The 22,512-nt window shown below is 68.6% G+C and carries 21 protein-coding genes; 10 read left to right on the top strand and 11 right to left on the bottom strand.

The window, feature by feature from the left end; genetic code table 11:
- Positions 1–102: 102 nt before the first annotated feature.
- Positions 103–1,245 (bottom strand): DNA polymerase IV, encoded by a 1,143-nt coding sequence (dinB, locus tag EH199_RS06475; protein ID WP_124808462.1) that lies wholly within the window; start codon positions 1,243–1,245, stop codon positions 103–105.
- A 77-nt stretch (positions 1,246–1,322) separates the two neighbouring features.
- On the opposite strand from dinB, the gene EH199_RS06470 reads away from it, so the two are divergent.
- Positions 1,323–2,591 carry a multidrug effflux MFS transporter gene (locus tag EH199_RS06470; RefSeq protein WP_124808461.1) on the top strand — a complete coding sequence of 423 codons (1,269 nt, stop codon included), beginning with the start codon at positions 1,323–1,325 and terminating at the stop codon, positions 2,589–2,591.
- 27 nt (positions 2,592–2,618) lie between these two features.
- Here the strand turns inward: EH199_RS06470 and EH199_RS06465 are convergent, their stop codons facing one another.
- A complete protein-coding gene (locus EH199_RS06465; protein WP_124808460.1) occupies positions 2,619–3,425 on the bottom strand; it encodes a LysR family transcriptional regulator in 807 nt (268 codons plus the stop codon).
- Between the two features lie 19 nt (positions 3,426–3,444).
- Positions 3,445–3,843 (bottom strand): Co2+/Mg2+ efflux protein ApaG, encoded by a 399-nt coding sequence (gene apaG / locus EH199_RS06460; RefSeq protein ID WP_124808459.1) that lies wholly within the window; start codon positions 3,841–3,843, stop codon positions 3,445–3,447.
- A gap of 91 nt (positions 3,844–3,934) precedes the next feature.
- Between apaG and EH199_RS06455 the strand changes: the two genes are divergently transcribed.
- From EH199_RS06455 to EH199_RS06440, 4 genes are read left to right on the top strand one after another with little or no spacing between them, the layout of a single operon-like run.
- Positions 3,935–4,540, top strand: coding sequence for a DNA repair protein RecO (locus tag EH199_RS06455; RefSeq protein WP_124808458.1), 606 nt, complete (start codon positions 3,935–3,937; stop codon positions 4,538–4,540).
- 13 nt (positions 4,541–4,553) lie between these two features.
- Positions 4,554–5,612: a 3-isopropylmalate dehydrogenase gene (gene leuB, locus EH199_RS06450; protein ID WP_124808457.1), complete on the top strand. Its 1,059-nt coding sequence runs from the start codon at positions 4,554–4,556 to the stop codon at positions 5,610–5,612.
- 13 nt (positions 5,613–5,625) lie between these two features.
- Positions 5,626–6,750, top strand: a complete 1,125-nt coding sequence (locus EH199_RS06445; RefSeq protein WP_124808456.1) for a glycosyltransferase family 2 protein — start codon at positions 5,626–5,628, stop codon at positions 6,748–6,750.
- A 4-nt stretch (positions 6,751–6,754) separates the two neighbouring features.
- Entirely contained in the window at positions 6,755–7,375 is a 621-nt protein-coding gene (locus EH199_RS06440; protein ID WP_124808455.1) for a DUF2238 domain-containing protein, read from the top strand.
- A gap of 7 nt (positions 7,376–7,382) precedes the next feature.
- Here EH199_RS06440 and EH199_RS06435 read toward each other — a convergent pair whose 3' ends face one another.
- From EH199_RS06435 to tsaD, 5 genes are all read right to left on the bottom strand, one after another.
- Positions 7,383–7,925 carry a helix-hairpin-helix domain-containing protein gene (locus EH199_RS06435; protein ID WP_124808454.1) on the bottom strand — a complete coding sequence of 181 codons (543 nt, stop codon included), beginning with the start codon at positions 7,923–7,925 and terminating at the stop codon, positions 7,383–7,385.
- Between the two features lie 121 nt (positions 7,926–8,046).
- Positions 8,047–9,741 carry a VWA domain-containing protein gene (locus tag EH199_RS06430; RefSeq protein WP_124808453.1) on the bottom strand — a complete coding sequence of 565 codons (1,695 nt, stop codon included), beginning with the start codon at positions 9,739–9,741 and terminating at the stop codon, positions 8,047–8,049.
- A 104-nt stretch (positions 9,742–9,845) separates the two neighbouring features.
- Positions 9,846–11,336, bottom strand: a complete 1,491-nt coding sequence (locus EH199_RS06425; protein WP_223806502.1) for an oligosaccharide flippase family protein — start codon at positions 11,334–11,336, stop codon at positions 9,846–9,848.
- Positions 11,329–12,348, bottom strand: coding sequence for an NAD(P)H-dependent glycerol-3-phosphate dehydrogenase (locus EH199_RS06420; RefSeq protein WP_124808451.1), 1,020 nt, complete (start codon positions 12,346–12,348; stop codon positions 11,329–11,331). Before EH199_RS06420 ends, EH199_RS06425 begins: the two co-directional genes overlap by 8 nt.
- Complete coding sequence (gene tsaD / locus EH199_RS06415) at positions 12,345–13,409, bottom strand: tRNA (adenosine(37)-N6)-threonylcarbamoyltransferase complex transferase subunit TsaD (protein ID WP_124808450.1); 1,065 nt, start codon at positions 13,407–13,409, stop codon at positions 12,345–12,347. The genes EH199_RS06420 and tsaD overlap by 4 nt, the downstream gene beginning before the upstream one ends.
- Positions 13,410–13,454: 45 nt before the next feature.
- On the opposite strand from tsaD, the gene hemC reads away from it, so the two are divergent.
- The 3 genes from hemC to EH199_RS06400 are packed head-to-tail and all read left to right on the top strand — an operon-like array spanning position 13,455 to position 16,075.
- A complete protein-coding gene (hemC, locus tag EH199_RS06410; RefSeq protein ID WP_124808449.1) occupies positions 13,455–14,423 on the top strand; it encodes a hydroxymethylbilane synthase in 969 nt (322 codons plus the stop codon).
- A gap of 16 nt (positions 14,424–14,439) precedes the next feature.
- Positions 14,440–15,123, top strand: coding sequence for a uroporphyrinogen-III synthase (locus EH199_RS06405; RefSeq protein ID WP_124808448.1), 684 nt, complete (start codon positions 14,440–14,442; stop codon positions 15,121–15,123).
- A gap of 31 nt (positions 15,124–15,154) precedes the next feature.
- Positions 15,155–16,075 carry a hypothetical protein gene (locus tag EH199_RS06400; protein ID WP_124808447.1) on the top strand — a complete coding sequence of 307 codons (921 nt, stop codon included), beginning with the start codon at positions 15,155–15,157 and terminating at the stop codon, positions 16,073–16,075.
- 3 nt (positions 16,076–16,078) lie between these two features.
- Here EH199_RS06400 and EH199_RS06395 read toward each other — a convergent pair whose 3' ends face one another.
- Together EH199_RS06395 and EH199_RS06390 are read right to left on the bottom strand one after the other, a co-directional pair.
- Complete coding sequence (locus tag EH199_RS06395; protein WP_370449669.1) at positions 16,079–17,311, bottom strand: UbiH/UbiF/VisC/COQ6 family ubiquinone biosynthesis hydroxylase; 1,233 nt, start codon at positions 17,309–17,311, stop codon at positions 16,079–16,081.
- A 26-nt stretch (positions 17,312–17,337) separates the two neighbouring features.
- On the bottom strand, positions 17,338–19,047 hold the full coding sequence (locus EH199_RS06390; RefSeq protein ID WP_124808509.1) for an alkaline phosphatase family protein: 1,710 nt from the start codon (positions 19,045–19,047) through the stop codon (positions 17,338–17,340).
- A gap of 133 nt (positions 19,048–19,180) precedes the next feature.
- Between EH199_RS06390 and EH199_RS06385 the strand changes: the two genes are divergently transcribed.
- The gene (locus EH199_RS06385) at positions 19,181–21,256 is read left to right on the top strand and encodes a protein-disulfide reductase DsbD (protein ID WP_124808446.1); all 2,076 of its coding nucleotides are present in this window, start codon (positions 19,181–19,183) and stop codon (positions 21,254–21,256) included.
- Between the two features lie 66 nt (positions 21,257–21,322).
- Complete coding sequence (locus EH199_RS06380; protein WP_124808445.1) at positions 21,323–21,661, top strand: hypothetical protein; 339 nt, start codon at positions 21,323–21,325, stop codon at positions 21,659–21,661.
- Positions 21,662–21,699: 38 nt separating this feature from the next.
- On the opposite strand, the gene EH199_RS06375 is transcribed toward EH199_RS06380, so the two are convergent.
- Positions 21,700–22,473: an SDR family NAD(P)-dependent oxidoreductase gene (locus tag EH199_RS06375; protein ID WP_124808444.1), complete on the bottom strand. Its 774-nt coding sequence runs from the start codon at positions 22,471–22,473 to the stop codon at positions 21,700–21,702.
- Positions 22,474–22,512 lie beyond the last annotated feature (39 nt).

Genomic DNA, 22,512 nt, shown 5'->3' with positions numbered 1-22,512 from the left:
CTTGTGGTCGGCACTTTCATGCTCATGCTTGCCCTAATGGGCGTTCTGAACGCTATCGTTGTACTGTAACCGTCCCACCATATCACTCACCCCGTCGCCCCCTCAAAACGGCAGTTCCGCCTGCTGCCGCCCCGCCTCCCCGGACTGCGGCTCCGCATCGTCGTCGTCGTGATCGCCTTCCAGCGCGGAGAGCGTGAGGCCCATCAGCCGGATCGGTTGCGGCAGGGGCAGCACGGCTTCCAGCAGATCGCGCGCCATGGAGGCGAAGACGGTCTTGTCCGCCACCGCGCGCGGGGACGATTTCGCCCGCGTCATATTGGTGAAATCGATGGACTTCATCTTGAGCGTGACTGTTCGGCCCTGCGCGCCCGCCCGTTCGATACGGTCCCATACGATGTCGATGATCCGCTCCAGCGCCTCCCGCAAGGCAGGGCCGGAAGACAGGTCACGATCGAACGTCCGCTCGCCGCCCACCGATTTGCGTGGCCTGTCGGCGCGCACCCGGCGCAGGTCTATCCCGCGCGCGGCGCGATAGAGGTAGTCCGCCAGGCTGCCGAAATGGCTTCGCAGGAACGCCAGGTCCTTCGCCAGCAGGTCCGCGCCCGTTTCGATCCCCAGCCCCGCCATCTTCTCCGCGCCGCGCGGACCAATGCCATGGAAGCGGCGCACTGGCAGGCCGGCGACGAAGGCCGCGCCCTCGCCCGGCCGGATCACGCACAGGCCATCGGGCTTGTTCTGGTCGCTCGCCAGCTTGGCCAGGAACTTGTTGTACGATACGCCCGCGCTCGCGGTCAGCCCGGTTTCCGCGCGGATGCGCTGGCGGATCAATTCGGCGATGCGCGTGGCGGAGCCGATCCCGCGGATGTCGTCGGTGACGTCGAGATAGGCCTCGTCCAGCGCCAGCGGTTCGACGTGCGGCGTGTAGTCGTGAAAGATCGCGCGGATCTGCTGCGATACACCGCGATAGACATCGAACCGGGGCTTGCGGAAGATCAGGCCGGGGCACAGCCGCGCCGCCCGGACCGATGGCATGGCGGAGCGCACGCCAAATACCCGCGCCTCGTAGCTTGCCGCCGCGACAACCCCACGCTCCGACGAACCGCCGACCGCCACCGGCTTGCCCTTGAGGGCAGGATCGTCGCGCTGTTCGACGCTGGCATAGAAGGCATCCATGTCGACATGGATGATCTTGCGCAGCCCGTCGCCGGACTCTTCCTCGCCGGGATCGTTTCGCGCCGGTTCCATGATTTGCAGGCTAGCCTATTTCGCCCCAGGGCATAAAGGGCTGGGGTGAATCCCCCGAACGGACTACCCCGATTTCAATGACTAGCGAGAACCACCACCAGCCAGAGGAAACGCCAGGCACGCCCAGGGGACGCGAATTCGTGGCGATGATGGCCATGCTGATGGCGCTGCAGGCGCTGGCGATCGACGGCATGCTGCCGGCGTTGGGCCAGATCGCGCACGACCTGAACGTGACCGACCCCAACCGACGGCAACTGGTGGTGGGCGTCTTCCTGCTCTCCGCCGGCGTGGGAGCGCTGCTGCCCGGCACGCTGGCGGACCGCTTCGGCCGGCGCCCCGTGGTGCTGACCAGCCTGGGCCTGTACATCGCGTTCTCGCTGGCCTGCGCGATGGCGCGGGATTTCGATACGCTGCTGGTGCTGCGGGCGCTGCAGGCGGTCGGCAGCTCGGGCGTTACGGTTCTGCCCGGTGCGATCATCCGGGATCGCCACAGCGGCGATCGCATGGCGCGAATGCTGTCGACGATCTCGGTGGTGTTCATGGTCGTGCCGATGCTGGCGCCCAGCGTGGGGCAGTTCGTGCTGCTGTTCGCGGGCTGGCGCTGGATTTTCATCATGCTGGCGGTGATGGCCGCGCTGGTCGGGCTGTGGGTCGCCCTCAGGCTCGACGAGACGCTGCGGCCGGAATTCCGGCAGCCGATCAATCCGACGGCGATCGTGGTGAACATGATCGCCGCCGCCTCGAACCGCGCGTCGATCGGCTATGTCCTTGGCGGATCGCTGATGTTCGGCGCGCTGCTGGGCTACATCAATTCCTCGCAACAGCTGGTCGCGGAACACTTCGGCGCGGGCAGCGCGTTCCCTCTGCTGTTCGGCGCGACGGCGGTGACGATGGCCTGCGCCAGTTTCTCCAACTCGCGCATCGTCGAACGCTTCGGCGCACGGCGCGTGTCGCACACGGCGCTGTTCGTCTATATCGGCGTAAGCTGTCTGCAGGTGTTCTTTGCCACGCGCCCGCACCAGACGCTGTGGCAGTTCATGCCGCTGATCGCCATGAACATGTGCCTGATGGGCTTCGTCGGCGCCAATTTCAGCTCGATCGCGCTCCAGCCCTTCGCCAAGATCGCCGGCGCGGCCAGTTCGGTCCAGGCGTTCATGCGGATGGCGCTCGGCTCGTTCATCGGCATGATTATCGGGCAGGCGTTCGACGGCACCGCACGCCCGCTCGCGGTTTCCTTCCTGGCCGCCGGCATTCTGGCCCTGATGCTGGTGCTGTTCAGCGAGAAGGGACGCCTGTTCCGCCGCCTGCACCCGCCCGGAACGCCGCGCATCATCGTCGACCACTGAGGCAGCAGGCTTCGCGCCCGACGCGGATCAGTCCGTCAGCGCGGCGATCAGCGCCTTGACCTTTTTCTGCCGCCATTGCGGCAGCGGCGCGACCAGCCAATAGCCGCGCCGGCTCGGCTCGGCTTCGCCCACGGCGGCGACACGCCCTTCGGCGAGGGCGGTCTGCGCCAGCAGCACCGGCACGCGCGCCTTGCCCAGCCCGGCGGCGGCAGCGCTGATCGCGGTGCCGGCGTCGCCGACCGAAAATGCCACGTCCGCACCTTCACCGCCCGGCACGGGATCGCCCGGCCAGCCGATCCACGGCGCGTCGCCGCCATCGCTGCCGACGGCCGTCACGACGATCACCGCCGCTTCGCCCAGCGCGATGCCTTCCAGATCGCCCGGCCCTTCGGCCCAGCGCACGGCGAGATCGAGATTGGCCTCGGTGAAATCGATGTCCACATCACCGCCCACCAGCGCGAAGCGCAACTGGTCGTTGCTTGCGCGGAAGCTGGCAAGGCGTGGGGAAAGCCAGGCGGCGAACACGTCGCGCGGGCAGGCGATGGTATAGACATGGCTCGATTGGCCGGCCTGCATCGCCTGCACGCCTTCCTCGAACCGCAGAAAGCCTTCGCGGATCGCATCCAGCCCGGCCAGCGCCTCGTCGGTCAGTTCCAGACCCTTGGAGGTGCGACGGAACAGGACCACGCCAAGCAGGTCTTCCAGCGCGCGGATCTGCTGCCCCACGGCCGCCGGCGTCACCGCCAGCTCATCGGCCGCGCGGGTGAACGAAAGGTGCCGCGCCGCCGCATCGAGCACGCGCAGGCCATTGAGCGGCAGGTGCGTCCGCTTCATCCTCGTTTCCTTCCCTGCGTCAGTTCGCGGTGGCCGGAGCGGCCAGCGGGAAGAACGGGATCGCCACTTCGAACAGCGATCCGTCCGGGCGCTGCATGGTGTAGTGCCCTTCCATGCTGCCCTGCGGCGTGCCGAGCGGACAGCCGGAAACGTAATCGTGCGTCTGCCCCGGTTCAAGCAACGGCTGTTCGCCAACCACGCCTTCGCCATCGACGAAGTTCACGTTGCCGCGCCCGTCGGTGATCCGCCAGTGGCGCGAAAGAAGCTGGAACCGCTGCGCCGAGTCGTTCTCGATGCGGATGTGATAGACCCAGAACCATTTGCCCGCATCTACGCGGGATTGTTCGGGCAGGAAATTGACCGCGACCCGGACGGTCACGCCCTCCGTCACTGCGGCATGCTGGAAGAGCTGCTTCATACCTTGGGAGCCTATCGTACATCGGCTCCGGTTCCAATCAAGGAATTGTCGCGCTTGCCGGAATGCGATTTGGCCCCCACAGGAAAACGCGATGCACATTCGCGCGCCCGCCATCCTCTGCGCCGTCCGCGCCCACGGCGAACACGGGGCCGTGGTGCGCCTGCTGACCGCCGATCACGGGCTTGTCGCCGCCTATGTCGCGGGTGCGCGCGGACGGGAAATGCGACCCTTGCTGATCCCGGGTAACGTGCTGGACGCCGATCTGCGCGCGCGCAACGACAGCCAGCTTCCCTCCGCGCGGATCGAACTCGTCACCAGCCGGGGGCCATGGCTGACCGAACCGCTGCCCAGCGCGGCGATCGGCTGGGCCTGCGCGCTGACCGCCGCGACCTTGCCCGAAGGCTATCCCTATCCCGCGCTTCACGCCGCGCTGGGGGCGTCGCTCGATGCGATATGCCATGCTCCTTCCGCGCGCGGCTGGGCACGGGCGCTGGCGGGGTATGAAGCGCTGCTGCTGCGGGAAGTGGGCTATGGAGCAGCCCCCGCCCCGCCGGCGGACGAGGACTGGCCGGCGCTCCTGAACCGCCTGGACCGGCATGGCACGGCCATCGGGAACCGCCTGCTTGCCGATCGCCACCGCGATGTTATGGCGGCCCGCGCGATTCTGCTGGACCGGCTGAAACGCATGGACGCTTGATTGAGGGATGCACATGAAGATCGCAGTTCTGCCGGGCGACGGCATCGGCCCCGAAGTGACGCACGAAGCGGTACGGGTGATCGAAGCGCTTGGCCTGGGCGATATCGCCATGGAGCAGGCCCCGGTCGGCGGCGCGGCCTACAAGGCCCATGGCCATCCCCTGCCCCCTGCGACGCTGGAGATCGCGCGCCAGTCCGATGCCATCCTGTTCGGCGCGGTGGGCGATCCCGATTGCGACGCGCTGGACCGGCATCTGCGCCCCGAACAGGCGATCCTGGGGCTGCGCAAGGAACTGACGCTGTTCGCCAACCTGCGCCCGGCCAAGGTGTTCAAGGGCCTTGAGGATCATTCCGCGCTCCGCCCCGAAGTCGCTTCCGCCATCGATCTGCTGATCGTGCGCGAACTCAACGGCGACGTCTATTTCGGCGAAAAGGGCTTCCGCACCACCGCCAGCGGCGAACGCGAAGGCTATGACGTGATGTCCTATTCGGAAAGCGAGGTGCGTCGCATCGCCCACGTCGCCTTCCGCGCCGCGCGCACCCGCGCGCACCGCGTCTGCTCGGTGGACAAGGCCAACGTGCTCGAAACCTCGCAGCTGTGGCGCGACGTGATCGTCGAAGTCGCAAAGGAATATCCCGACGTCACGCTCGATCACATGTACGTGGACAACGCGGCGATGCAGCTGGTGCGCAACCCCGGCCAGTTCGACGTGATGGTCACCGGCAACCTGTTCGGCGATATCCTGTCCGATCAGGCCAGCATGTGCGTCGGCTCGATCGGAATGCTCGCCTCGGCCTCGCTTGGCGAGCGCCAGACCGAATACGGCACGTTCGGCCTGTACGAACCGATTCACGGCTCCGCGCCCGACATCGCCGGCAAAGGCCTGGCCAACCCGATGGCCACCATCCTGTCCGCCGCGATGCTGCTGCGCCACTCGCTGGGCCTGGCCGAACAGGCCGACCGTATCGAACGCGCCGTGGCGCGCGCACTGGAAGACGGCGTGTTCGGCCGTGATCTTGGCGGAACGGCGGGCACGACGGAAATTGGTGACGCCGTGCTGGCAAGGCTGTAAAGGCCCGCCCCTTATGATCGAACTCGCTGTCATCCTGCCCACGTTCAAGGAACGCAAGAACCTTGCCCCCATGGTCGCCCGGCTCGACGCCGCGCTGGCCGGCATCGCGTGGGAAGCCATCTTCGTCGACGACAACAGCCCGGACGGCACCTCAGACGAAGCCCGCGCCATATCGCAGCAGGATGCGCGCATCCGCGTAATCGAGCGCTTCGGGCGGCGTGGCCTTGCCTCCGCCGCGATCGAGGGCATGTGTGCCACCGCTGCCCCGATCGTCGCGGTGATGGACGCCGATGGCCAGCACGATCCCGCCCTGCTTCCTGAAATGCTCGCGGCGGTGAAAAGCGGGGAATACGACCTCGCCTACGCCTCGCGCTTCGCCGAAGGCGCCAGCGTCGATGCCTGGGGCCGGCCCGATCGCGTCAAGGCATCGGGCCTCGCCAACCGGATCGCCCGCAAAGTGACCGGCGTGCAGCTGTCCGACCCGATGAGCGGCTTCTTCATGCTGCGCGCCGAAACGCTGCGCGCCGATGCGCACCGCCTTTCCGGCGTGGGCTTCAAGATCCTGCTCGACATTCTCGCCACGGTCGATGCGCCGCTGCGCGTCAAGGAGTTGCCGCTGCATTTCGCGGCCCGGCTGGACGGGGAATCCAAGCTCGACCAGACGGTCGTGTTCGAATTCCTCATCGGCCTTTACGACAAGTGGCTGGGCCGCTTCATCCCCACCCGCTTCGCCCTGTTCGGCACTGTGGGCGCGCTGGGCGTGGGCGTACAGATGAGCGCGCTGTGGCTGGTGCTGCACCTGCTGCTGGGCGAACGCTTCGTCTATGGCCACTGGTCCAGCAACGTGACCTTCAACGTGGCCAACACGATCGCCGCCGTGATCGCGATGACCTTCAACTTCGTGCTGAACAACGAGCTGACCTATTCCGACAAGCGGCTGCGCGGCTTCGTCCCGCTGATGCGCGGCTGGGCCAAGTTCGCCATGACCTGCTCGCTGGGCCTGCTCACCAACGTCGGTTCGGCGGCGGCGCTCAAGGCCATGGGCTTCCACGATTTCGTCGCGGTGATCGTCGGCATCGTGCTGGGTTCGGTGTGGAACTTCGCGCTCTCGTCCAAGTTCGTCTGGGGCAAGTACTGATCCGGTGAACGGCGCGCGCCTGCCCCGGCCGCAGGCCGCGCTGCTACTACTGACAGCGGCGGGCGCGCTGTTCAGCCTGATCGATACGCCCTTCCCGCACCTTGCTCCGCTGCAGAACCTGCCGACGCTGGTGATTGCCGGCGGCCTGGCGCTGGCGCTGCGCCGCTGGCCGATCCCGACCGGCGCCGTGGCCTGCATCTGCCTGTTCCTCGCGCTGCACACGCTGGGCGGCCGCTACATCTATTCCAACGTGCCATACGATGCCTGGGCGCGCGCGCTGGGCCTGCCCGCGCCGGGTGACCTGTTCGGCCTGCGCCGCAACAGCTATGATCGGCTGGTCCATTTCAGCTTCGGGCTGCTGATGGTGCCACCCGTATCGGCATGGCTCGCGCGCCACGGCGGCGTGCGACGCGGCCTGTCGGTCTATCTCGCCGTCGAATTCGTGCTGGGCGCCAGCGCCTTCTACGAAATCTTCGAATGGCTGCTGACGGTCGTCATGGCCGGCGCTGACGCGGACGCCTATAACGGTCAGCAGGGCGATATGTGGGACGCGCAGAAGGACATGGCCTGCGCCGCCGTCGGTGCGGTCTGCACCGCGCTGTGGCTCACCTTGCGCCGCAAGTAGCGCCCGCCTACAGCTTGCCGAACTTCGCCTCGTAGCCGGCGGTGTCACCATTGGCGAGGAACTTGCACTGCTCCACCCAGTTGTCGCGCGTCGCGCGGCCGGCGAACGTGCCCAGGCGCGCGTCGATCGCCTTGATATCCTCGTCGGTCCAGGCGGCGATCTGGGCATAGCGGGTCACGCCCAGTTCGGTCAGCGCTGCGCGCAACTTGGGGCCTACGCCCTTGATCTTCGAAAGGTCGTCCGCTTCATCATCAGCCGATGCCGCAACCTGCGTCAGTTCGCTGGTCGCGGCGGCGGCCACCACTTCGCCCAGACCCGCCATCAGCTCCACGCCCGGCGGAGGCGTGATCGCGGGAATGGCGGCGGCGGGCGGCGCATCGATCAGCGCGGTGTTGCGCTGCGCGGGCGCCGCGCCTTCGGACAGAACGTCATCGAATTCACGCCGGGTGGGAGCCGGCTTTACCCGCCCGAACAGCCACCAGATGACCAGCAGCGCCAGCACCACGGCCGCGCCCGCCACAATCCAGTTCGCCTCGATCCAATCGACCATGAAACGCTCCCCAACCCGGCGAACCGGGCATCCCCCGGCAAGCCTTACACGCCCGCGCCTTTCCCACGGCGCGGGCGTGTTGCCAAGTCAGATCAACGGGTGAGCGGGCCGGTCAAGCACGCTATTCCTTCTGCAGCGATCCGGCGACCGACACCAGCTTGCCGAATTCCTGCCGCCAGTAATCGCGCTGCGGCCCCGCCAGCCGGACTATATCGGGCCAGGACCATGCCCCCAGCATGGTATCGCCGCGCAGCTTCTGGCCGAACGCGGCCACCGCCACGGCAAAGGCCATGTCGCCCGAAGGGGCGGCGGCGCCCGCCAGCAGTCGCGTGGGTACCGGCCGCTCGATCAGGCGCGAGGCGGTTTCGCGCGGCAGCTTGTAGCGCAGCTTGACCGTGGCCATTTCGCCCGCCTTGGTGGTGGCGGCCACCGCCGGCGCATCCTCGTACTTGCGCGGCGCGATCCAGCCCTTGCCGCCCGTCGGCACCACCTCGTAGATCGCGGTGACCTGATGGCTGGCGCCGATCTCGCCCGCGTCGACCTTGTCGTTGTCGAAGTCCTCCTCGCGCAGCGCGCGGTTCTCGTAGCCGATCAGGCGGTATTGCGAGACCACGGCGGGATTGAACTCCACTTGGATCTTTACGTCGCTGGCGATGGTGAACAGCGTGGACGCCATCTGCTCGGCCAGCACCTTGCGGGCCTCCAGCGCGCTGTCGATATAGGCGTAGTTGCCGTTCCCGTGATCGGCGACCTGCTCCATCATCGCTTCGTTGTAGTTGCCCTGCCCGAAGCCCAGCGTAGTCAGCGTGATGCCGCTGTCGCGCTCGCGCTCGACCATCTGCAGCAGCGCCTTGGTGTCAGACACGCCCACGTTGAAATCGCCGTCGGTGGCCAGCAGGATGCGGTTCACGCCGCCGTCGATGAACGATCCGCGCGCCACCTGATAGGCCAGTTGCAGCCCCGCGCCGCCCGCCGTCGAACCGCCCGCGTTCAGCCGGTCGAGCGCGGCACGGATCTTGGCCTTGTCGTTGGTCGGCTCCAGCACCATGCCCGCCGCGCCGGCATAGACCACGATCGAGACGCGGTCCTTCTCGCCCAGTTCGTCGGCCAACCCGGCCATCGCGCTCTTGACCAGCGGCAGCTTGTCCGGATCGCTCATCGAGCCCGAAACGTCGACCAGGAACACCAGATTCGCCGGCGGGCGGCTTGCACGGGGCAAGTCATAGCCGCGCAAGCCCACGCGCAGCAGGCGCGTATCCGGGTTCCATGGGGTGACCGCCACGTCGGTCGTCACGCTGAACGGTGCCTCGCGCTTTTCGGGCAGCGGATAATCGTAGCGAAAATAGTTGATCAGTTCCTCGGTCCGCACCGCGTCCTTCGGCGGCATCTGGCCTTGCGACAGGAAGCGGCGGACATTGGCGTAGGCGCCCGTGTCGACGTCGATCGAGAACGTGGAGACCGGCTCGGCCCGCGTCAGATGGACCGGGCTGACCTCCTTGCCGTCATAGCGCTCGTTGCCCGGATCGGACGGCACCACCACCGGCGGGACGAATCCCTTGCCCCGCACCGCTTCGGCGCGGGCAATGGCCGGCGCTGGCGCATACATCGGCGGCGGAGGCGGCGGCGGTGATGCTGGCGGTGACTGGAGGTTGGCTACGGGACCGGCGCGCTGCGCGGTTACCACGACGTCGTTCACCGTCTCGTCCACACCCTGCGCGGCGCCCACGGCCTTCTCCGGCGCGGCTTGCTTCGCGGCGCACCCGGCCAGCAGGGCAACGGCGGTCGAAAGCGCCACGGCGGCCTTGAATCCTCTCATGCTACGGTCCCCTTCTCCATCCGATCCTCGAAGGGAAGAACACCGTCCGCGCCGTGAATGGTGACTGAACGTTGCGGGACGTTGCCGGGCCGTTACTGGTGGGCTCAGGCCGTCTGCTTGCGGAACAGCACGCGGTCTTCCGGCCCGAATCCGCGCTTCCAGATGACAAGGCAATAGACGCCCAGGATGGCCGGGATGCCGAAGGCGAGTTCCGCCCATTCCGGCAGCATCTTGACGAACCAGCCGACCAGCACCGCCGGCACCGCCGCCCACACCAGCGCCCAGCGCCAGTTGTTGATGCTCTCGCCCAGAATGCGCGAAAGCAGCCGCGCCTTGAGCAGGGATGACAGCGCAAGCGACAGGGCGAGCGCGGCGGCCGCGGCCGCGGCCTGCACCAGCGTGTTGAAGCCCATGTTCTTCGCCAGCAGGATCAAGCCCACAGTCAGCGCGGCCTGCAGACCGATCGTGCCCAGGCTGATCCACAGGTTGCGCACCCGCGCGACGTAGATCAGCGCGGCCTCGCTCACCACCGCGGTCGCCGCGACGACCTCGGCGGTCAGCAGCAATGCCAGCGCGCCGGTGCCGGCCACGAAATGCGGCCCCACCAGCCCCATCACGCCGGTCCCCGGAATGCCCAGCGCCAGCGCGATGCCGGCCTGCGCGGCGGTGATCCAGAATCCGGCCTGGCACACCTGCCGGGCGATCGCGGCATAATTGCCTTCGCGCAGATTGCGGGTGATGACCGGGCCTAGAATCGGCTCGAAGCTGGTCTTGAGCTTCTGTGGCAGCGAGGCGACCTGTTGCGCCACATAGTACACGCCCACCGCCGCCGGCGGCGCGAACGTGCCCAGGATGAAGATGTCGAGCTTGCGGGTGCCCCATTCCACCGCGTCCGCACCGGCCAGCGGCAGGTTGCGCCCCGCCAACCGCAGGAGATCGCCGGGGCGCGGCGACCACACGCGCGGCAGGCCATAGCTGCGCAGCAGCGGCACGAAGGCCGTCAGCGTCGCCCCGAAGATCGACGCGACATAGGACAGGATCAGCCCGCTTTCGCGCAGCGGGAAGTAATAGGTGCCCGCCAGCCAAAGCCCGCCCGCCGCGATCGACAGCGTCCACGGCTCCACCACCGCCCGCGCGCGGACCGTGGTGCCCACGTCGAAGCGATAGGCCAGCGCCGCCAGCGCGATATCGCCCAGCGCCAGCGGCAGGATCGTCAACGGCAGCAGCCGTTGCAGCGGCGTGAATTCGCCGCTGGGGAACATCGGCGCCGGGAAAACATAAAGCAGCACCGCCAGCACCGCGGAAACCAGGCCGGAAAGCAGCAGGGCATCGGCCACCACCGCCGCGGCGGGCCGATCGTCCTTGGCCAGTTGCTGCGCCAGCCCGCGCTTCTGCCCCAGCGTCGCCAGTTGCGCGGCCAGTTCCACCGCGATCGTGGCCGAGGCGAAGCGCCCCAGCTCGTCCGCGCCATAGAGGCGTCCGGCGATGAACAGGAACGGGATGCGCGCCGCCAGTCGCAGCAGGAAGCCGAAGAAATTCGTCCTCCCGCCCTTGGCCAGCGCGGCAATATCGTTTTGTTCGTTGTCGTCAGCCAAGCGGGTTTTCCGCGCGCAGGGGGCGAGACAGCAGGTGTGCGACCACCTCGCGCGCCGGCATCCGGCCATCGAGCAGCGCCGCCACGGCTTCCACGATCGGCATTGAAATGCCCTTGCTTCGGGCAAGGTCCGCCAGCACCGGCGCGGTGAACGCGCCTTCGGCCACCGTGGCGCGGTCCGCCAGCGCCGCCGCCGCGCTGGTTCCTTCGCCCAGCGCCTTGCCCAGCGAAAAGTTGCGGCTGGAGGTGGACGAACAGGTCAGCACCAGATCGCCAAGGCCCGACAAGCCCGAGAGCGTTTCCGCCTGCGCGCCCATCGCCATGCCGAAGCGCTGCATTTCGGCAAAGCCCCGGCTGATCAGCGCGGCGCGGGCATTCTGGCCCAGTTGCAGCCCATCGACCACGCCGCAGGCGATGGCCAGCACGTTCTTGACCGCGCCGCCGATCTCCGCTCCGGTCACGTCGTCCGAATAGTAAGGCCGGAACGTCGGCCGGGCGATGGCGGCGGACAGCCGCTGCCACTGCGCCTCGCCGCCCGCACAGGCCAGCGTGACCGCAGTGGGCAGGCCCGCCGCCACCTCGTGCGCGAAAGTCGGCCCGGACAGCACGGCGATCTCGGCATCGGGCGCCACATCGCGCGCCACGTCGGCCATCAGCCGCCCCGTGCCCGCCTCGATCCCCTTGGCGCAGAGCACCAGATCGCCGCCCTTGCGCGCCATCGCGCCCAGCACCGACGCCAGATGCTGTGCCGGCGTCACCACCAGCAGCACGGGAAGTGCCGCCAGTTCCGCCAGATCGCCGGTGGCGCGGATGGTGGGATGCAGCGTCGCCGAAGGCAGGAACAGCGCGTTGCGCCGTTCGGTGTTGATCTGATCGACCAGTTCGGCCTCGCGCGCCCAAAGCAGCACAGCGCGCCCGTCGCTGGCCAGAGTCTGCGCCAGCGCGGTGCCCCATGCCCCTGCGCCGACGACGCCGATCGCGGCGCTGTCCCCGGCCCCCACTCCCTGGCTCATGCCTTCACCCCCGCGCCGCGCACCGGCGCGGCATTGGCATCGAGCGGCCAACGCGGGCGCGCCGGCAGATCGAGCGGGTCCGTATATCCCAAAGCGAAGCGTTCCGCGCCAGCCCAGCCGATCATCGCGGCATTATCTGTGCACAGCTTGCCCGGCGGCGCCACCAGCCGCAGGCCGAAACCGGCGGCCAGCGTTTCCAGCGCCCCGCGCAACGCGGCGTTGGCCGCCACGCCCCCCGCCACCACCAGCGCGCTCATGCCCGCCGCTCCGGAATCCCGCACCGACTCCAGCGCCAGCCGGGTCCGGTCGATCACGCAATCGATCGCGGCCTGCTGGAACGAGGCGGCGATATCGGCATCGGCATGAAGGCCCGAATCCTTTGCGCGCATCACCGCGCTCTTCAGGCCGGCGAACGAGAAATGCGGCTCCCCGCTGCCCACCAGCGGGCGCGGCAGCAGCACTGCGCGCGGATCGCCCTCGCGCGCCAGGCGCTCCACCGCCGGTCCGCCCGGATAGCCGAGGCCCAATATCTTGGCCGTCTTGTCGAAGGCTTCGCCCAGCGCATCGTCGATCGTCGTGGCCAGCCGGCGATAATCGCCCAGTCCGCGCACTTCCAGGATCTGGCAATGCCCGCCCGAAACGAGCAGCAGCAGATAGGGATAGGCCAGATCGGGATCGGCCAGGCGCGGCGACAGCGCGTGCCCTTCCAGATGATTCACGCCGATCAGCGGCTTGTCCGCCGCCATGGCCAGCGCCTTGCCGGTGACCAGCCCCACCATCACGCCGCCGATCAGGCCCGGCCCGGCGGTCGCGGCGATGGCGTCCATGTCCTCCAGCGTCAGGCCCGCGTCGGCGAGTACCGCGCCCACCATCGGCGCGATCACTTCGGCATGCGCGCGCGCGGCGATCTCGGGCACCACGCCGCCATAGGGCGCGTGTTCGGCGTCCTGCGAGGCAATGCGCTGCGCGACGATGCGCGCCTCCAGCGAACCGGCGCTGCCATCGATGATGGCGACGGCGGTTTCATCGCAGGAAGATTCGATACCGAGGATCAGGGCCATGGGGAGCTTTCCCTTAGAGATAAACGCAGGTACGGCAAGCGGCGCATGATCCAGACTTTCCTCCAAGACAGCCCCGCGCAGGCTCCGGCAACCGCACTCCGGCTGGGCACGCGCCAGTCTCCGCTAGCCATGGCGCAGGCGCACGAGGCGCGCGACCGGCTGTGCGCGGCGCATGGATGGCCCACGGAAACGGTGGAAATCGTGCCCGTCATCGCCAGCGGGGATCGCATCCAGGACCGGCCGCTGGCCGAGATCGGCGGCAAGGCATTGTGGACCAAGGAACTCGATGGCTGGCTGGCTTCGGGCGAGATCGATTTCGCCGTCCATTCGATGAAGGACGTGGAAACCATCCGCCCGGCGGAACTGACGATCGCCGCCGTGCTGCCCCGCGCCGACGTGCGCGACGTGCTGGTGGGCGCGGAAAGCGTCGCGGCGATCCCCCCCGGCGCGCGGGTGGGCACCAGCGCGCCGCGCCGGGCAGCGCAGATGCTCCACGCCCGGCCCGACCTTTCCATCGTGCCGTTCCGCGGCAACGTCGCCACCCGGCTCGCCAAGTTGCAGGCCGGCGAAGCCGACGTCACGCTGCTGGCCGCCGCCGGGCTCGCGCGGCTGAACCAGACGGGCGTGGGCCATCCGCTGCCCACCGATCACTGGCTTCCGGCTCCGGCGCAAGGCGCGATCGGCATCGAATGCCTGACCGCGCGAGCCGATCTGCGCGGCTGGCTGGCCGCGATCGATCACGCGCCGACCCATGCCGCCGTCCGCGCCGAACGCGCGCTGCTGCTGGCGCTGGGCGGCAACTGCCACAGCCCCATCGCACTTCATACGCAGGCCGATGGCGATGGGCTGACGCTGCGCGCGGCGCTGTTCAGTCCAGACGGCGCGCTACGCGTGGAGGCGACGGAGCGCTTCTCCGTCGGCGACGAAACCGCCCCCGCCCGCCTTGCCGACCGCCTGCTAGCCGAAGCGCCCGAAGGCATCCGCGCCCACTTCCATGGCACGGCGCTGCACTGAACGGGACGGACAAGGCATGGCCGGCTTGCCGCTCATCGTGATCCGCCCCGAACCGGGTAACCGCGAAACCGTGGACCGCGCACGCGCCATGGGCATCGACGCGCGCGGCTTTCCCCTGTTCGAGGTCGCGCCGCTGTCATGGGATGCGCCATCACCCGATGGTTTCACGGGATTGCTCGCCGGGAGCGCCAACGTCTTCCGGCACGGCGGGCCAACACTGGAGCCATTGCGCATCCTGCCCGTCCATGCCGTGGGCGCCGCCACGGCGGACGCGGCGCGCGCCGCCGGCTTTGAAGTCGCCCAAACCGGCTCCGGGGGGCTGCAACCCGTGGTGGAGCGCCTTGCCGCCGGCCGGTATCTGCGCCTTGCCGGAGAGGAGCGCGTGCCGCTGCTGCAGCCGGCCGGAGTCTTGCTGGAAACGCGGGTGGTCTATGCCGTCCGCGCGCTCCCCTTGCCCCCGGCCTTGCAGGCGATCCTGCGGGAAGGCGCGATCGTTGCGCTGCATTCCGGCGAAGCGGCGGGGCATTTCGCGAAAGAAACAACCGAATCGAATATAAACCATCGCGCCATCGCGATTGCCTGCCTTGCACCACGAATCGGCGAAATGGCGGGGAAAGGTTGGCTCAAGACCGGAATAGCGCCGGAAAGAACCGATCACGCGCTGCTGGCGCTGGCCTTGCAAATGTGCCAGACCGTGTGACATCGGGGCAACGGACAAACGAAAAAGTAAAATGCAGGATACGACAACCATGCAGCCGGGAAGCATTCCGCGCCGCGGACGGCGTGGCTGGACAACCGTTCTGGTCGGGCTGCTGTTACTCGTCGCTGTTTCCGTGGCCGTCGGCTGGCTGGCCTGGAAAAACGGGCTGCTGACGCTCGGCGCCAACGGCGTGAATTTCGGCCCTTCCCCCGCAGCGCCTGCCACGCCGCCAACACCGCTGCCGCTCGTCAGCGCCGGTGAAAGAGCCGCAAACGATGCCGCCGTGGCCGGAGCAACCGCCAAGCTTGCCGCGCTGGAACAGCGGCTGGCCGAACTCAACCAGCAAGCCTCTGCCGCATCGGGGCAGGCGACGCATGCGGAAGCGCTGCTGGCGGCCTTCGCTGCCCGCCGCGCCATCGAACGCGGCCAGCAGCTTGGCTATCTGGAAACCCAGTTGCGCATCCGCTTCGGCGATAGCCAGCCCAATGCGGTGGACCGTGTGATCTCGGCGGCGGGCAAGCCCGTGACGCTGGGATCGCTGTCCGAAGACTTCGAACGCCTGCGCCCCCAGTTGACCGGCGGTTCGCCCGATGAAGGCGGCTGGCAGTGGTTCAAGCGCGAGATGGGCAACCTGTTCGTGATCCGGCATGACGACATGCCCTCGCCCTCTCCCGAACGGCGGGTGGACCGCGTGCGCAGCTTCCTGGCCGGCAACCGCGTGGACATGGCGATCATCGAAGTGGAGCGGATGCCGGGCCACGATGCGGCAACCGAATGGCTGGCGCACGCGCGCGACTATGTGATGACCCAGCACGCGCTCGACCAGCTGGAAACCGCCGCGCTGGTCACGCCCACTCCGCCACCGCCCGCCACGATCGTTCCGTCACGGCCGATCCTGCCGCCGTCCGCGCCGCAACCGGCGGCGACAGCCTCTACCGGAACCGCGGGCTAGACCTCAGCCGCGCAGCAGTGCCGGCAAGGCCCCGCTCATCCCGCGCGCTTCGTCCATGAACCAGCGCTTGAGCGGCGCGGCGCGCTGCACGCCCGCCATGCCGAAGCGGCGGATCGCGCTGGGAATGCGCCCAGGAATGCCGAACAAGCGGGTCAGCACATCGGTCGCCGCCGCCACCATGAAGGTATCTGCCGCGCGCCAGCGTTCGTAGCGCGCCAGAAGCTGCGCGTCGCCCGCGTCCAGCCCCAGCCGCATACCATCGGACAGCACTTCCACCAGCGCCGCCACGTCGCGCAGGCCAACGTTGAGGCCCTGCCCCGCGATCGGGTGCATCCCGTGCGCCGCATCGCCCACCAGCGCCAGCCGCGTGTCCACGATCCGCGCGGTGTGGTGGAAGTTCAGCGGGTACGACGATCGCGGCGAAGCGAGGCGGATCTTCCCGAAGATGCCGTGCATCCGCTTTTCCACTTCGGACAGGAACGCGCTTTCGGGCAGAGCCAGCACGCCCGCCGCATCCTTTTCCGCCACGGTCCAGACCAGCGCGGAACGGTGCGTGCCGTCCGCTTCGTCCAGCAGCGGCAGCAGCGCGAACGGACCTGCCGGATAGAACACTTCCCAGGCCACGTTCTCGTGCGGTTTTTCGTGATAGAGCCCGGTGATGATCGCGCGGTGGCCATAGTCCCAGCGTGCGGGCGTGAACCCCGCCTCGTCGCGCGTGGGCGAACGGCGGCCCTCGGCGGCGACCAGCAACTGCCCCTTCAGCACGCGCCCGTCGGTCAGCGTCACCGCCACGCCGTGTTCGCCGCGTTCACGCGTGGCGACATGGGCGTTGGGCAGGAACGTGATCGCCTTCTCGCGCGCGGCGGCGGCGTACATCGCGATGCGCAGATCGCGGTTGGCGTACATCCGGCCCAGCGAGCCATCGGCAGCGCCGGGGCGGAAATCGATCCGGCCCGGCTTCATTGCGTCGGTCACCGCAATGGCGTCGATGGGGCAGCCCTTGGCCGCGAGTTCCTCACCCATGCCGAGGTTGGTGTAGAGGTTCCAGCTTGCCGTGGAGATGGCGGAGGCGCGGCCGTCGAATCCGTCGGCGGTCTGCGCCGCCGGGTCGGAGCTGTCCACCACCACGCTGGCGATGCCGGCCTGCGCCAGCCCGATCGCCAGCGTCATGCCGACAAGGCCTCCGCCCAGTATCACGACATCAGCCGTCACCGGTGGCATCTCCGGGGCCGTCATTGGGGCCATTTCAGATTCGCTTGCGCTCAACGATTCGCTCCGCATGTGTCACCCGGTCCAGCATCGAGATCGAGGCACCTTCCGTCAAATGCCCCCTCGGGCGCCTTGAGCGCGATCAAACCGGCGAGAGTCGGCGCGATATCGACCGTCTCGACCGGCCCCGGCTGCTCGAACGGCGTCATGCCTTTGCGCCAGAACAGGATCGGCACGCGCCGGTCATAGTCCCACGGCGATCCGTGCGTCGCCACATATCCCGGCCCCGGCTTGGCGATCGGCACCACGCCGCGCTTCAGCAGGACCAGCAGATCGCCCGACCGCGGCGCATAGTAAGAGGCGCGGGCACGCTGGATCAGCGACCACGTCTCGGGCGAGCCGGATGGCATCGGCGTCGCAGCGATTTCGGCGGCGGTGAACACGGCGGCCACCTGCGGATGCGCGGCGAACATCGCCCTGGCTTCCTCGGTAACGCGGGCCTTCTGCTCCGCCGTCAGATCCCGGCGCAACCAGATGTCGCCCGCCGGCCCGTCGGAACGGATCAGCCCCTTGGGATCGAGCCCCAGCTTTTCCGCGACCGCCTTGCCGATGGCATCGGGCTGGAGCGCGGCATCAACGCGCGTCACCTGCGGCATGGCCTGTTCATCCTGCCGCTCGGGCATATCGAACCCACCATGATCGGCGGTCAGCACCACGGCATAGTCGATCCCGCGCTTGTCCAGCCCGGCGAAGAAATCGCCCAGCGCCAGATCGAGCTGGTGGACCTGGATGCACATTTCCGCGCCCTGCGTGCCGGTGCCGTGGCCAATGTAGTCGGTGGCGGAAAGGCTCACCGCCAGCATGTCGGGCGCGCTGCCCTGCCCCAGCTTCTGTTCGTCGACCAGCTTCGTCGCCAGATCGAGCGTTGCGCGATCGAGGCGCGGCGAGACGCGAAAGCCGGTGGCATCGTCCTTCGCCAGCGGGAAGCGGCCGGTGCCGACCGTGGCGGTGCCGGCGGTGATCGCGCGGTCCTTCGCCACGCACCATGCCGGCAGATCGAACGCCGGCGCGCCGGCGGCCAGCACCTTGGCCACCGCCGCGTTCTCCGCCACCGCCGTCGGGCCGAGCGAACGGCCTTCCAGCGTGGTGAAGGCGTTGCCCTTCCACCAATAGACCTGATCGATCACATGGCCGCCCATCATCAGCGCGGCGCGGTCCTTGCCCGAAACCGCGACGTTGCGGCTGGCGGGGTTGGCCTGCTTCATCCGCTCGCCCAGCGTCGGCACCATCAGGTGCCCCACCGAGGCGACGTAGTCCTTGGGATTCGCCGCCGTCCTGGTCTCGTCCTCGGCGCAATAGATCACCTTGTTGTCGCGCGCGGCGGACAGGTCGATCCAGTTGTTGGCGATGATCCCGGTGTGCGCCGGGCGATTGCCGGTCAGGATCGTGGAATGGCCGGGGCACGTCTCGGTCGCCGCGTGCGACTGGTATCCGGCGGGGAACACCATGCCGCGTTCGAGCCGCGCCAGCCCGCCGGTGAAGGTCTGCCGGTTCTGCGCGAACAGGTCGGCCGAGAACTGGTCCACCGCGATCGCCACCAGCAGGCGCGGCGGGCCTTTCGGGGCCGGCGCCGGCGCTTCGACCGGGGCCGGGGCCGGGGCCGAAGCAGGCCTGGGCGCCTTGGCCGGCCGGGCCATGGCGGCGGGCGAGAACGGCAGCGCGGCGGCAGCGAGCAGCAGGGCGATCTTGTTGCAGCGGATCATGGGCACTCAGGAACTCCAGAAGGGGGCGCACTGGACTTGGACAGGCACTGACCCTAGACCCCCGTCTAGGCCCCACGCCGGCTGCGGCGCAAGGGGGCTGAGACATGCTCGTTCCCTCTTGTCCGGTCGGTCCATGCGTCCCGTGGCTTCGTTGCTAACCCTGCGTACCATAACCGCTTTTGTGACGGCGGTATGTCTTGCCCTGCTGGGCGCGCCCTCTGCGGCGCTGGCCAACCACATCCAGGCTTCGCTACTGGCGGAAAAGCCAGCCGCTCCGGGGGAGACGGTCACGCTCGCGCTGCTGATGCAGCCCGAAAAAGGCTGGCACGGATACTGGTCCAATCCGGGCGATGCCGGCTTCGGCCTCTCGCTCGACTGGACGCTGCCCGCCGGCGCGAAGGCCGAGGCGCCCGAATTCCCCGTGCCGCAGACGCTGTTGCTTTCCGGCCTGATGAACCACGTCTACGAGCATGACTATGCCGTGCTCGTGCCGCTGACGCTGCCCCGGGACGCAAAGCCCGGCACCACGCTGCCCATCGCCGCCAAGGCGCGCTGGCTGGCCTGCACCGACCAGATCTGCGTGCCCGAAGAGGCCGACCTGCAAGGCACGGTGACCGTGGGGACCGCCGGCACGGCCGACACCCGCTTCGCCGGCTGGCGTGCCGCGCTGCCCGCCCCGCTCGACCGCGCCGGCACGTTTGCCTTCACCGGCAAGGCGCTGCGCATCGCAATCCCGTTCCCGGCCAGCGCGCGGATCGGCCAGCCGCATTTCTTCGTCGCCTCAGAAGGGGTGGCCGACTACGCCGCGCCGCAGAAATTCTACCGGCACGGCGATACGCTGATCGCCGAACTCGGCCGCGCCAAGGGGCCATCCGCCGAACAGCCGACCACGCTTTCAGGCGTTCTGGCACTGGGCGGAGACGCGGGCGGCATCGCGCTGGTCGCGCGCGCGGGGCCAGTGCCCGAAGGCGGCACGCCGGTCGGCGGGACGGCGGCCGCCGGTTTCTCGCTGGCAACGCTGCTCACCGCGATTCTCGGCGCGCTGGCGGGCGGCCTCGTGCTCAACGTGATGCCTTGCGTCTTCCCGATCCTCAGCCTCAAGGCGCTGGCCCTGGCGCGCGGCAACAACCATCAGGCCCATGTCGAAGGCATGGCCTATACCGCCGGCGTCATGCTCGCCTGCATGGCGCTGGGCGGCGTGATGCTCGCCCTGCGTGCAGCGGGTGAGGAAGTGGGCTGGGCGTTCCAATTGCAGGAACCGTGGGTCGTCGCGCTGCTGGTCCTGCTCGCCACCGCGATCACCGCCAATTTCGCCGGGCTTTACGAGATGCCGGGCCTCTCGCTCGAAAGTGCGCCCGGTGCCGGTTCCTCCGGCGCCAAAGGCGCGTTCGGCACCGGTTTGCTCGCCGCGTTCGTCGCCACGCCCTGCACCGGCCCGTTCATGGCGGCGGCGGTCGGCGCGGCCTTGGTCCTGCCGTGGTGGGCGGCGCTTGCGGTCTTCGCCGCGCTGGGTCTGGGCCTTGGCCTGCCGTTCCTAGCCATCGGCTTCGTTCCCGCGTTGCGCCGCCTGCTGCCCAGGCCCGGCGGCTGGATGGAGACGTTCCGCCGCGCCATGGCGGTGCCGATGGGCCTTACCCTGCTCGCGCTGTTCTGGCTGGCCTGGCGGCTGGGCGGCGGCACCTTCGGCCTGCTCGCTATCGCCCTCGCCGTGGCGCTGGTCGGCGCGCTCTATCTCGTGCGGCGCGAGCAACGGGACGGACGCCGCCCGCTCGCCGGCACCCTGGCCGCGATCGCTCTGACCGCGGCAGCGGTGGTCCTGTTGCCCCGCACGGTTAGCGCCACAGGCGGCGGCGCGGAAGCCGGGCTGCTGGACGCCCAGCCGTTCAGCGAAGCCGCGCTCGCGCAGGCGCGCAAGGCGGGCAAGCCCGTGTTCGCCTATTTCACCGCCGACTGGTGCCTCTCGTGCAAGGTCAACGAGAGCGTGGCGATCGAACGCGAAACCACGCGCGATGCCTTCCGCAAGGCCGGCGTTGTGGTGCTGGTGGGCGACTGGACCCGTCGCGACCCCGCCATCAGCCGCTTCCTCACCGCGCAGGGCGCGGCTGGCGTACCGCTATACCTGTGGTATCCGGCCGGCGGCGGAGAACCCCGTCCGTTGCCGCAAGTGCTGACACCTGATTTGCTCGCCGGGCTGCCGGCGGGGAAGTAGCGCCGGATCGGCGCTTACCGCCACGGCGGGATTGCGGACTGCCGCACCCAATGGCAAGCTGGCGGCATGAAGGCGTTCCGCACTATCCTGCTGGGCCTCTGGGTCACACTCGCGGGCTACACCGTATTCGTGATTGCGCGCCATGGCATGGGCTTGTTGCCTATTTTCTTCGGCGACATCGCAACGGTTTCCTGGCCCGGCCAGTTCAACCTCGATTTCCTGTGCTTTCTCGTTCTCTCCGCTCTCTGGACCGCGTGGCGAAACGGATTTTCGGCAGGGGGGCTGTTTCTTGCGCTCGTGGCATTCTTTGGCGGGGCCGGTTTTCTGTTGCCCTACCTCCTGTTTCTGTCGTTCCGCGAAAACGGCGATCCGGTTCGCGTTCTGGCAGGAGCCCGGCTCCGCTAAAGCGGAACAGACCGCGGTAGACCTGCCCCAACGCCGCCCTAAAGCGACTGCCCGTCATCCAGTGAGATATGCGCGCCCGTCACCTGGCGGGAAGCGTCCGAGGCGAAGAACAGCGCCATGTCGTCCAGCACCGTGGCATCGGCCAGCCGGCGGCGCGGCCAGCTGGCAATCTGGGCCTTGCCGCCTTCGCTGTCGAACCAGTCGCCATCGATCTCGGTGCGGATATAGCCCGGCTGGATCACGTTGACGTTGATCCCCAGCCGCGCCCATTCGCGCGCGAACTGGCGGCCGAGATGGGCAACCGCCGCCTTGGTTGCGGCATAGGCGGAATCGCCCTGCCCGGTCATGTCCGCCGTGATCGATCCGGTCAGGATGATCCGCCCGCGCTCGCTCTGTTTCGATCCCGCCGCGATCATGCGCCGGGCGCCTTCGCGCGCGGTCAGGTAAACTCCGGTGAAATTCGTTTCGATCACGCGGTTTACGCGATCAAGTTCAAGATCGATCGAACGACCCGCTTCGGCCAGACCGGCATTTGCCAGCACCACGTCGGGCGCGCCGAAGGCGGCCTCGGCCGCATCGAACGCGGCCACGATGGAGCCTTCGTCGGTCACGTCCATCGCCACCGACAACGCGCGGCCGCCCGCCTCTTTGATGGCATCGGCCAGCGCCTGCGTGCGCTCCACTCTCCGCGCGCCCAGCACCACCGCCGCGCCGGCGGTGGCATAGAGCCGCGCCAGATGCGCGCCCAGCCCGGACGACGCACCGGTGACCAGCGCGATACGGCCTTCGAGCGAATAGCGGGGCTTGTCCAACGTCCTCTCCTTCCGATGTATCATCAGGCCGATGATTTA

Origin of the sequence: Novosphingobium sp. LASN5T, assembly GCF_003856955.1 — a bacterium.
Taxonomy (GTDB): domain Bacteria; phylum Pseudomonadota; class Alphaproteobacteria; order Sphingomonadales; family Sphingomonadaceae; genus Novosphingobium.
Note: the sequence above shows the minus strand (reverse complement) of the source record. Positions and strands in the feature narration are given on the sequence as shown.

Excerpts from the sequence above, each read along its gene's own strand:
- dinB (WP_124808462.1), bottom strand. The coding sequence starts at position 1,245 with ATGGAACCGGCGCGAAACGATCCCGGCGAGGAAGAGTCCGGCGACGGG.
- EH199_RS06470 (WP_124808461.1), top strand. The coding sequence starts at position 1,323 with ATGACTAGCGAGAACCACCACCAGCCAGAGGAAACGCCAGGCACGCCC.
- EH199_RS06465 (WP_124808460.1), bottom strand. The coding sequence starts at position 3,425 with ATGAAGCGGACGCACCTGCCGCTCAATGGCCTGCGCGTGCTCGATGCG.
- apaG (WP_124808459.1), bottom strand. The coding sequence starts at position 3,843 with ATGAAGCAGCTCTTCCAGCATGCCGCAGTGACGGAGGGCGTGACCGTC.
- EH199_RS06455 (WP_124808458.1), top strand. The coding sequence starts at position 3,935 with ATGCACATTCGCGCGCCCGCCATCCTCTGCGCCGTCCGCGCCCACGGC.
- leuB (WP_124808457.1), top strand. The coding sequence starts at position 4,554 with ATGAAGATCGCAGTTCTGCCGGGCGACGGCATCGGCCCCGAAGTGACG.
- EH199_RS06445 (WP_124808456.1), top strand. The coding sequence starts at position 5,626 with ATGATCGAACTCGCTGTCATCCTGCCCACGTTCAAGGAACGCAAGAAC.
- EH199_RS06435 (WP_124808454.1), bottom strand. The coding sequence starts at position 7,925 with ATGGTCGATTGGATCGAGGCGAACTGGATTGTGGCGGGCGCGGCCGTG.
- EH199_RS06430 (WP_124808453.1), bottom strand. The coding sequence starts at position 9,741 with ATGAGAGGATTCAAGGCCGCCGTGGCGCTTTCGACCGCCGTTGCCCTG.
- EH199_RS06420 (WP_124808451.1), bottom strand. The coding sequence starts at position 12,348 with ATGAGCCAGGGAGTGGGGGCCGGGGACAGCGCCGCGATCGGCGTCGTC.
- tsaD (WP_124808450.1), bottom strand. The coding sequence starts at position 13,409 with ATGGCCCTGATCCTCGGTATCGAATCTTCCTGCGATGAAACCGCCGTC.
- hemC (WP_124808449.1), top strand. The coding sequence starts at position 13,455 with ATGATCCAGACTTTCCTCCAAGACAGCCCCGCGCAGGCTCCGGCAACC.
- EH199_RS06405 (WP_124808448.1), top strand. The coding sequence starts at position 14,440 with ATGGCCGGCTTGCCGCTCATCGTGATCCGCCCCGAACCGGGTAACCGC.
- EH199_RS06400 (WP_124808447.1), top strand. The coding sequence starts at position 15,155 with ATGCAGGATACGACAACCATGCAGCCGGGAAGCATTCCGCGCCGCGGA.
- EH199_RS06395 (WP_370449669.1), bottom strand. The coding sequence starts at position 17,311 with ATGACGGCCCCGGAGATGCCACCGGTGACGGCTGATGTCGTGATACTG.
- EH199_RS06390 (WP_124808509.1), bottom strand. The coding sequence starts at position 19,047 with ATGATCCGCTGCAACAAGATCGCCCTGCTGCTCGCTGCCGCCGCGCTG.
- EH199_RS06385 (WP_124808446.1), top strand. The coding sequence starts at position 19,181 with ATGCGTCCCGTGGCTTCGTTGCTAACCCTGCGTACCATAACCGCTTTT.
- EH199_RS06380 (WP_124808445.1), top strand. The coding sequence starts at position 21,323 with ATGAAGGCGTTCCGCACTATCCTGCTGGGCCTCTGGGTCACACTCGCG.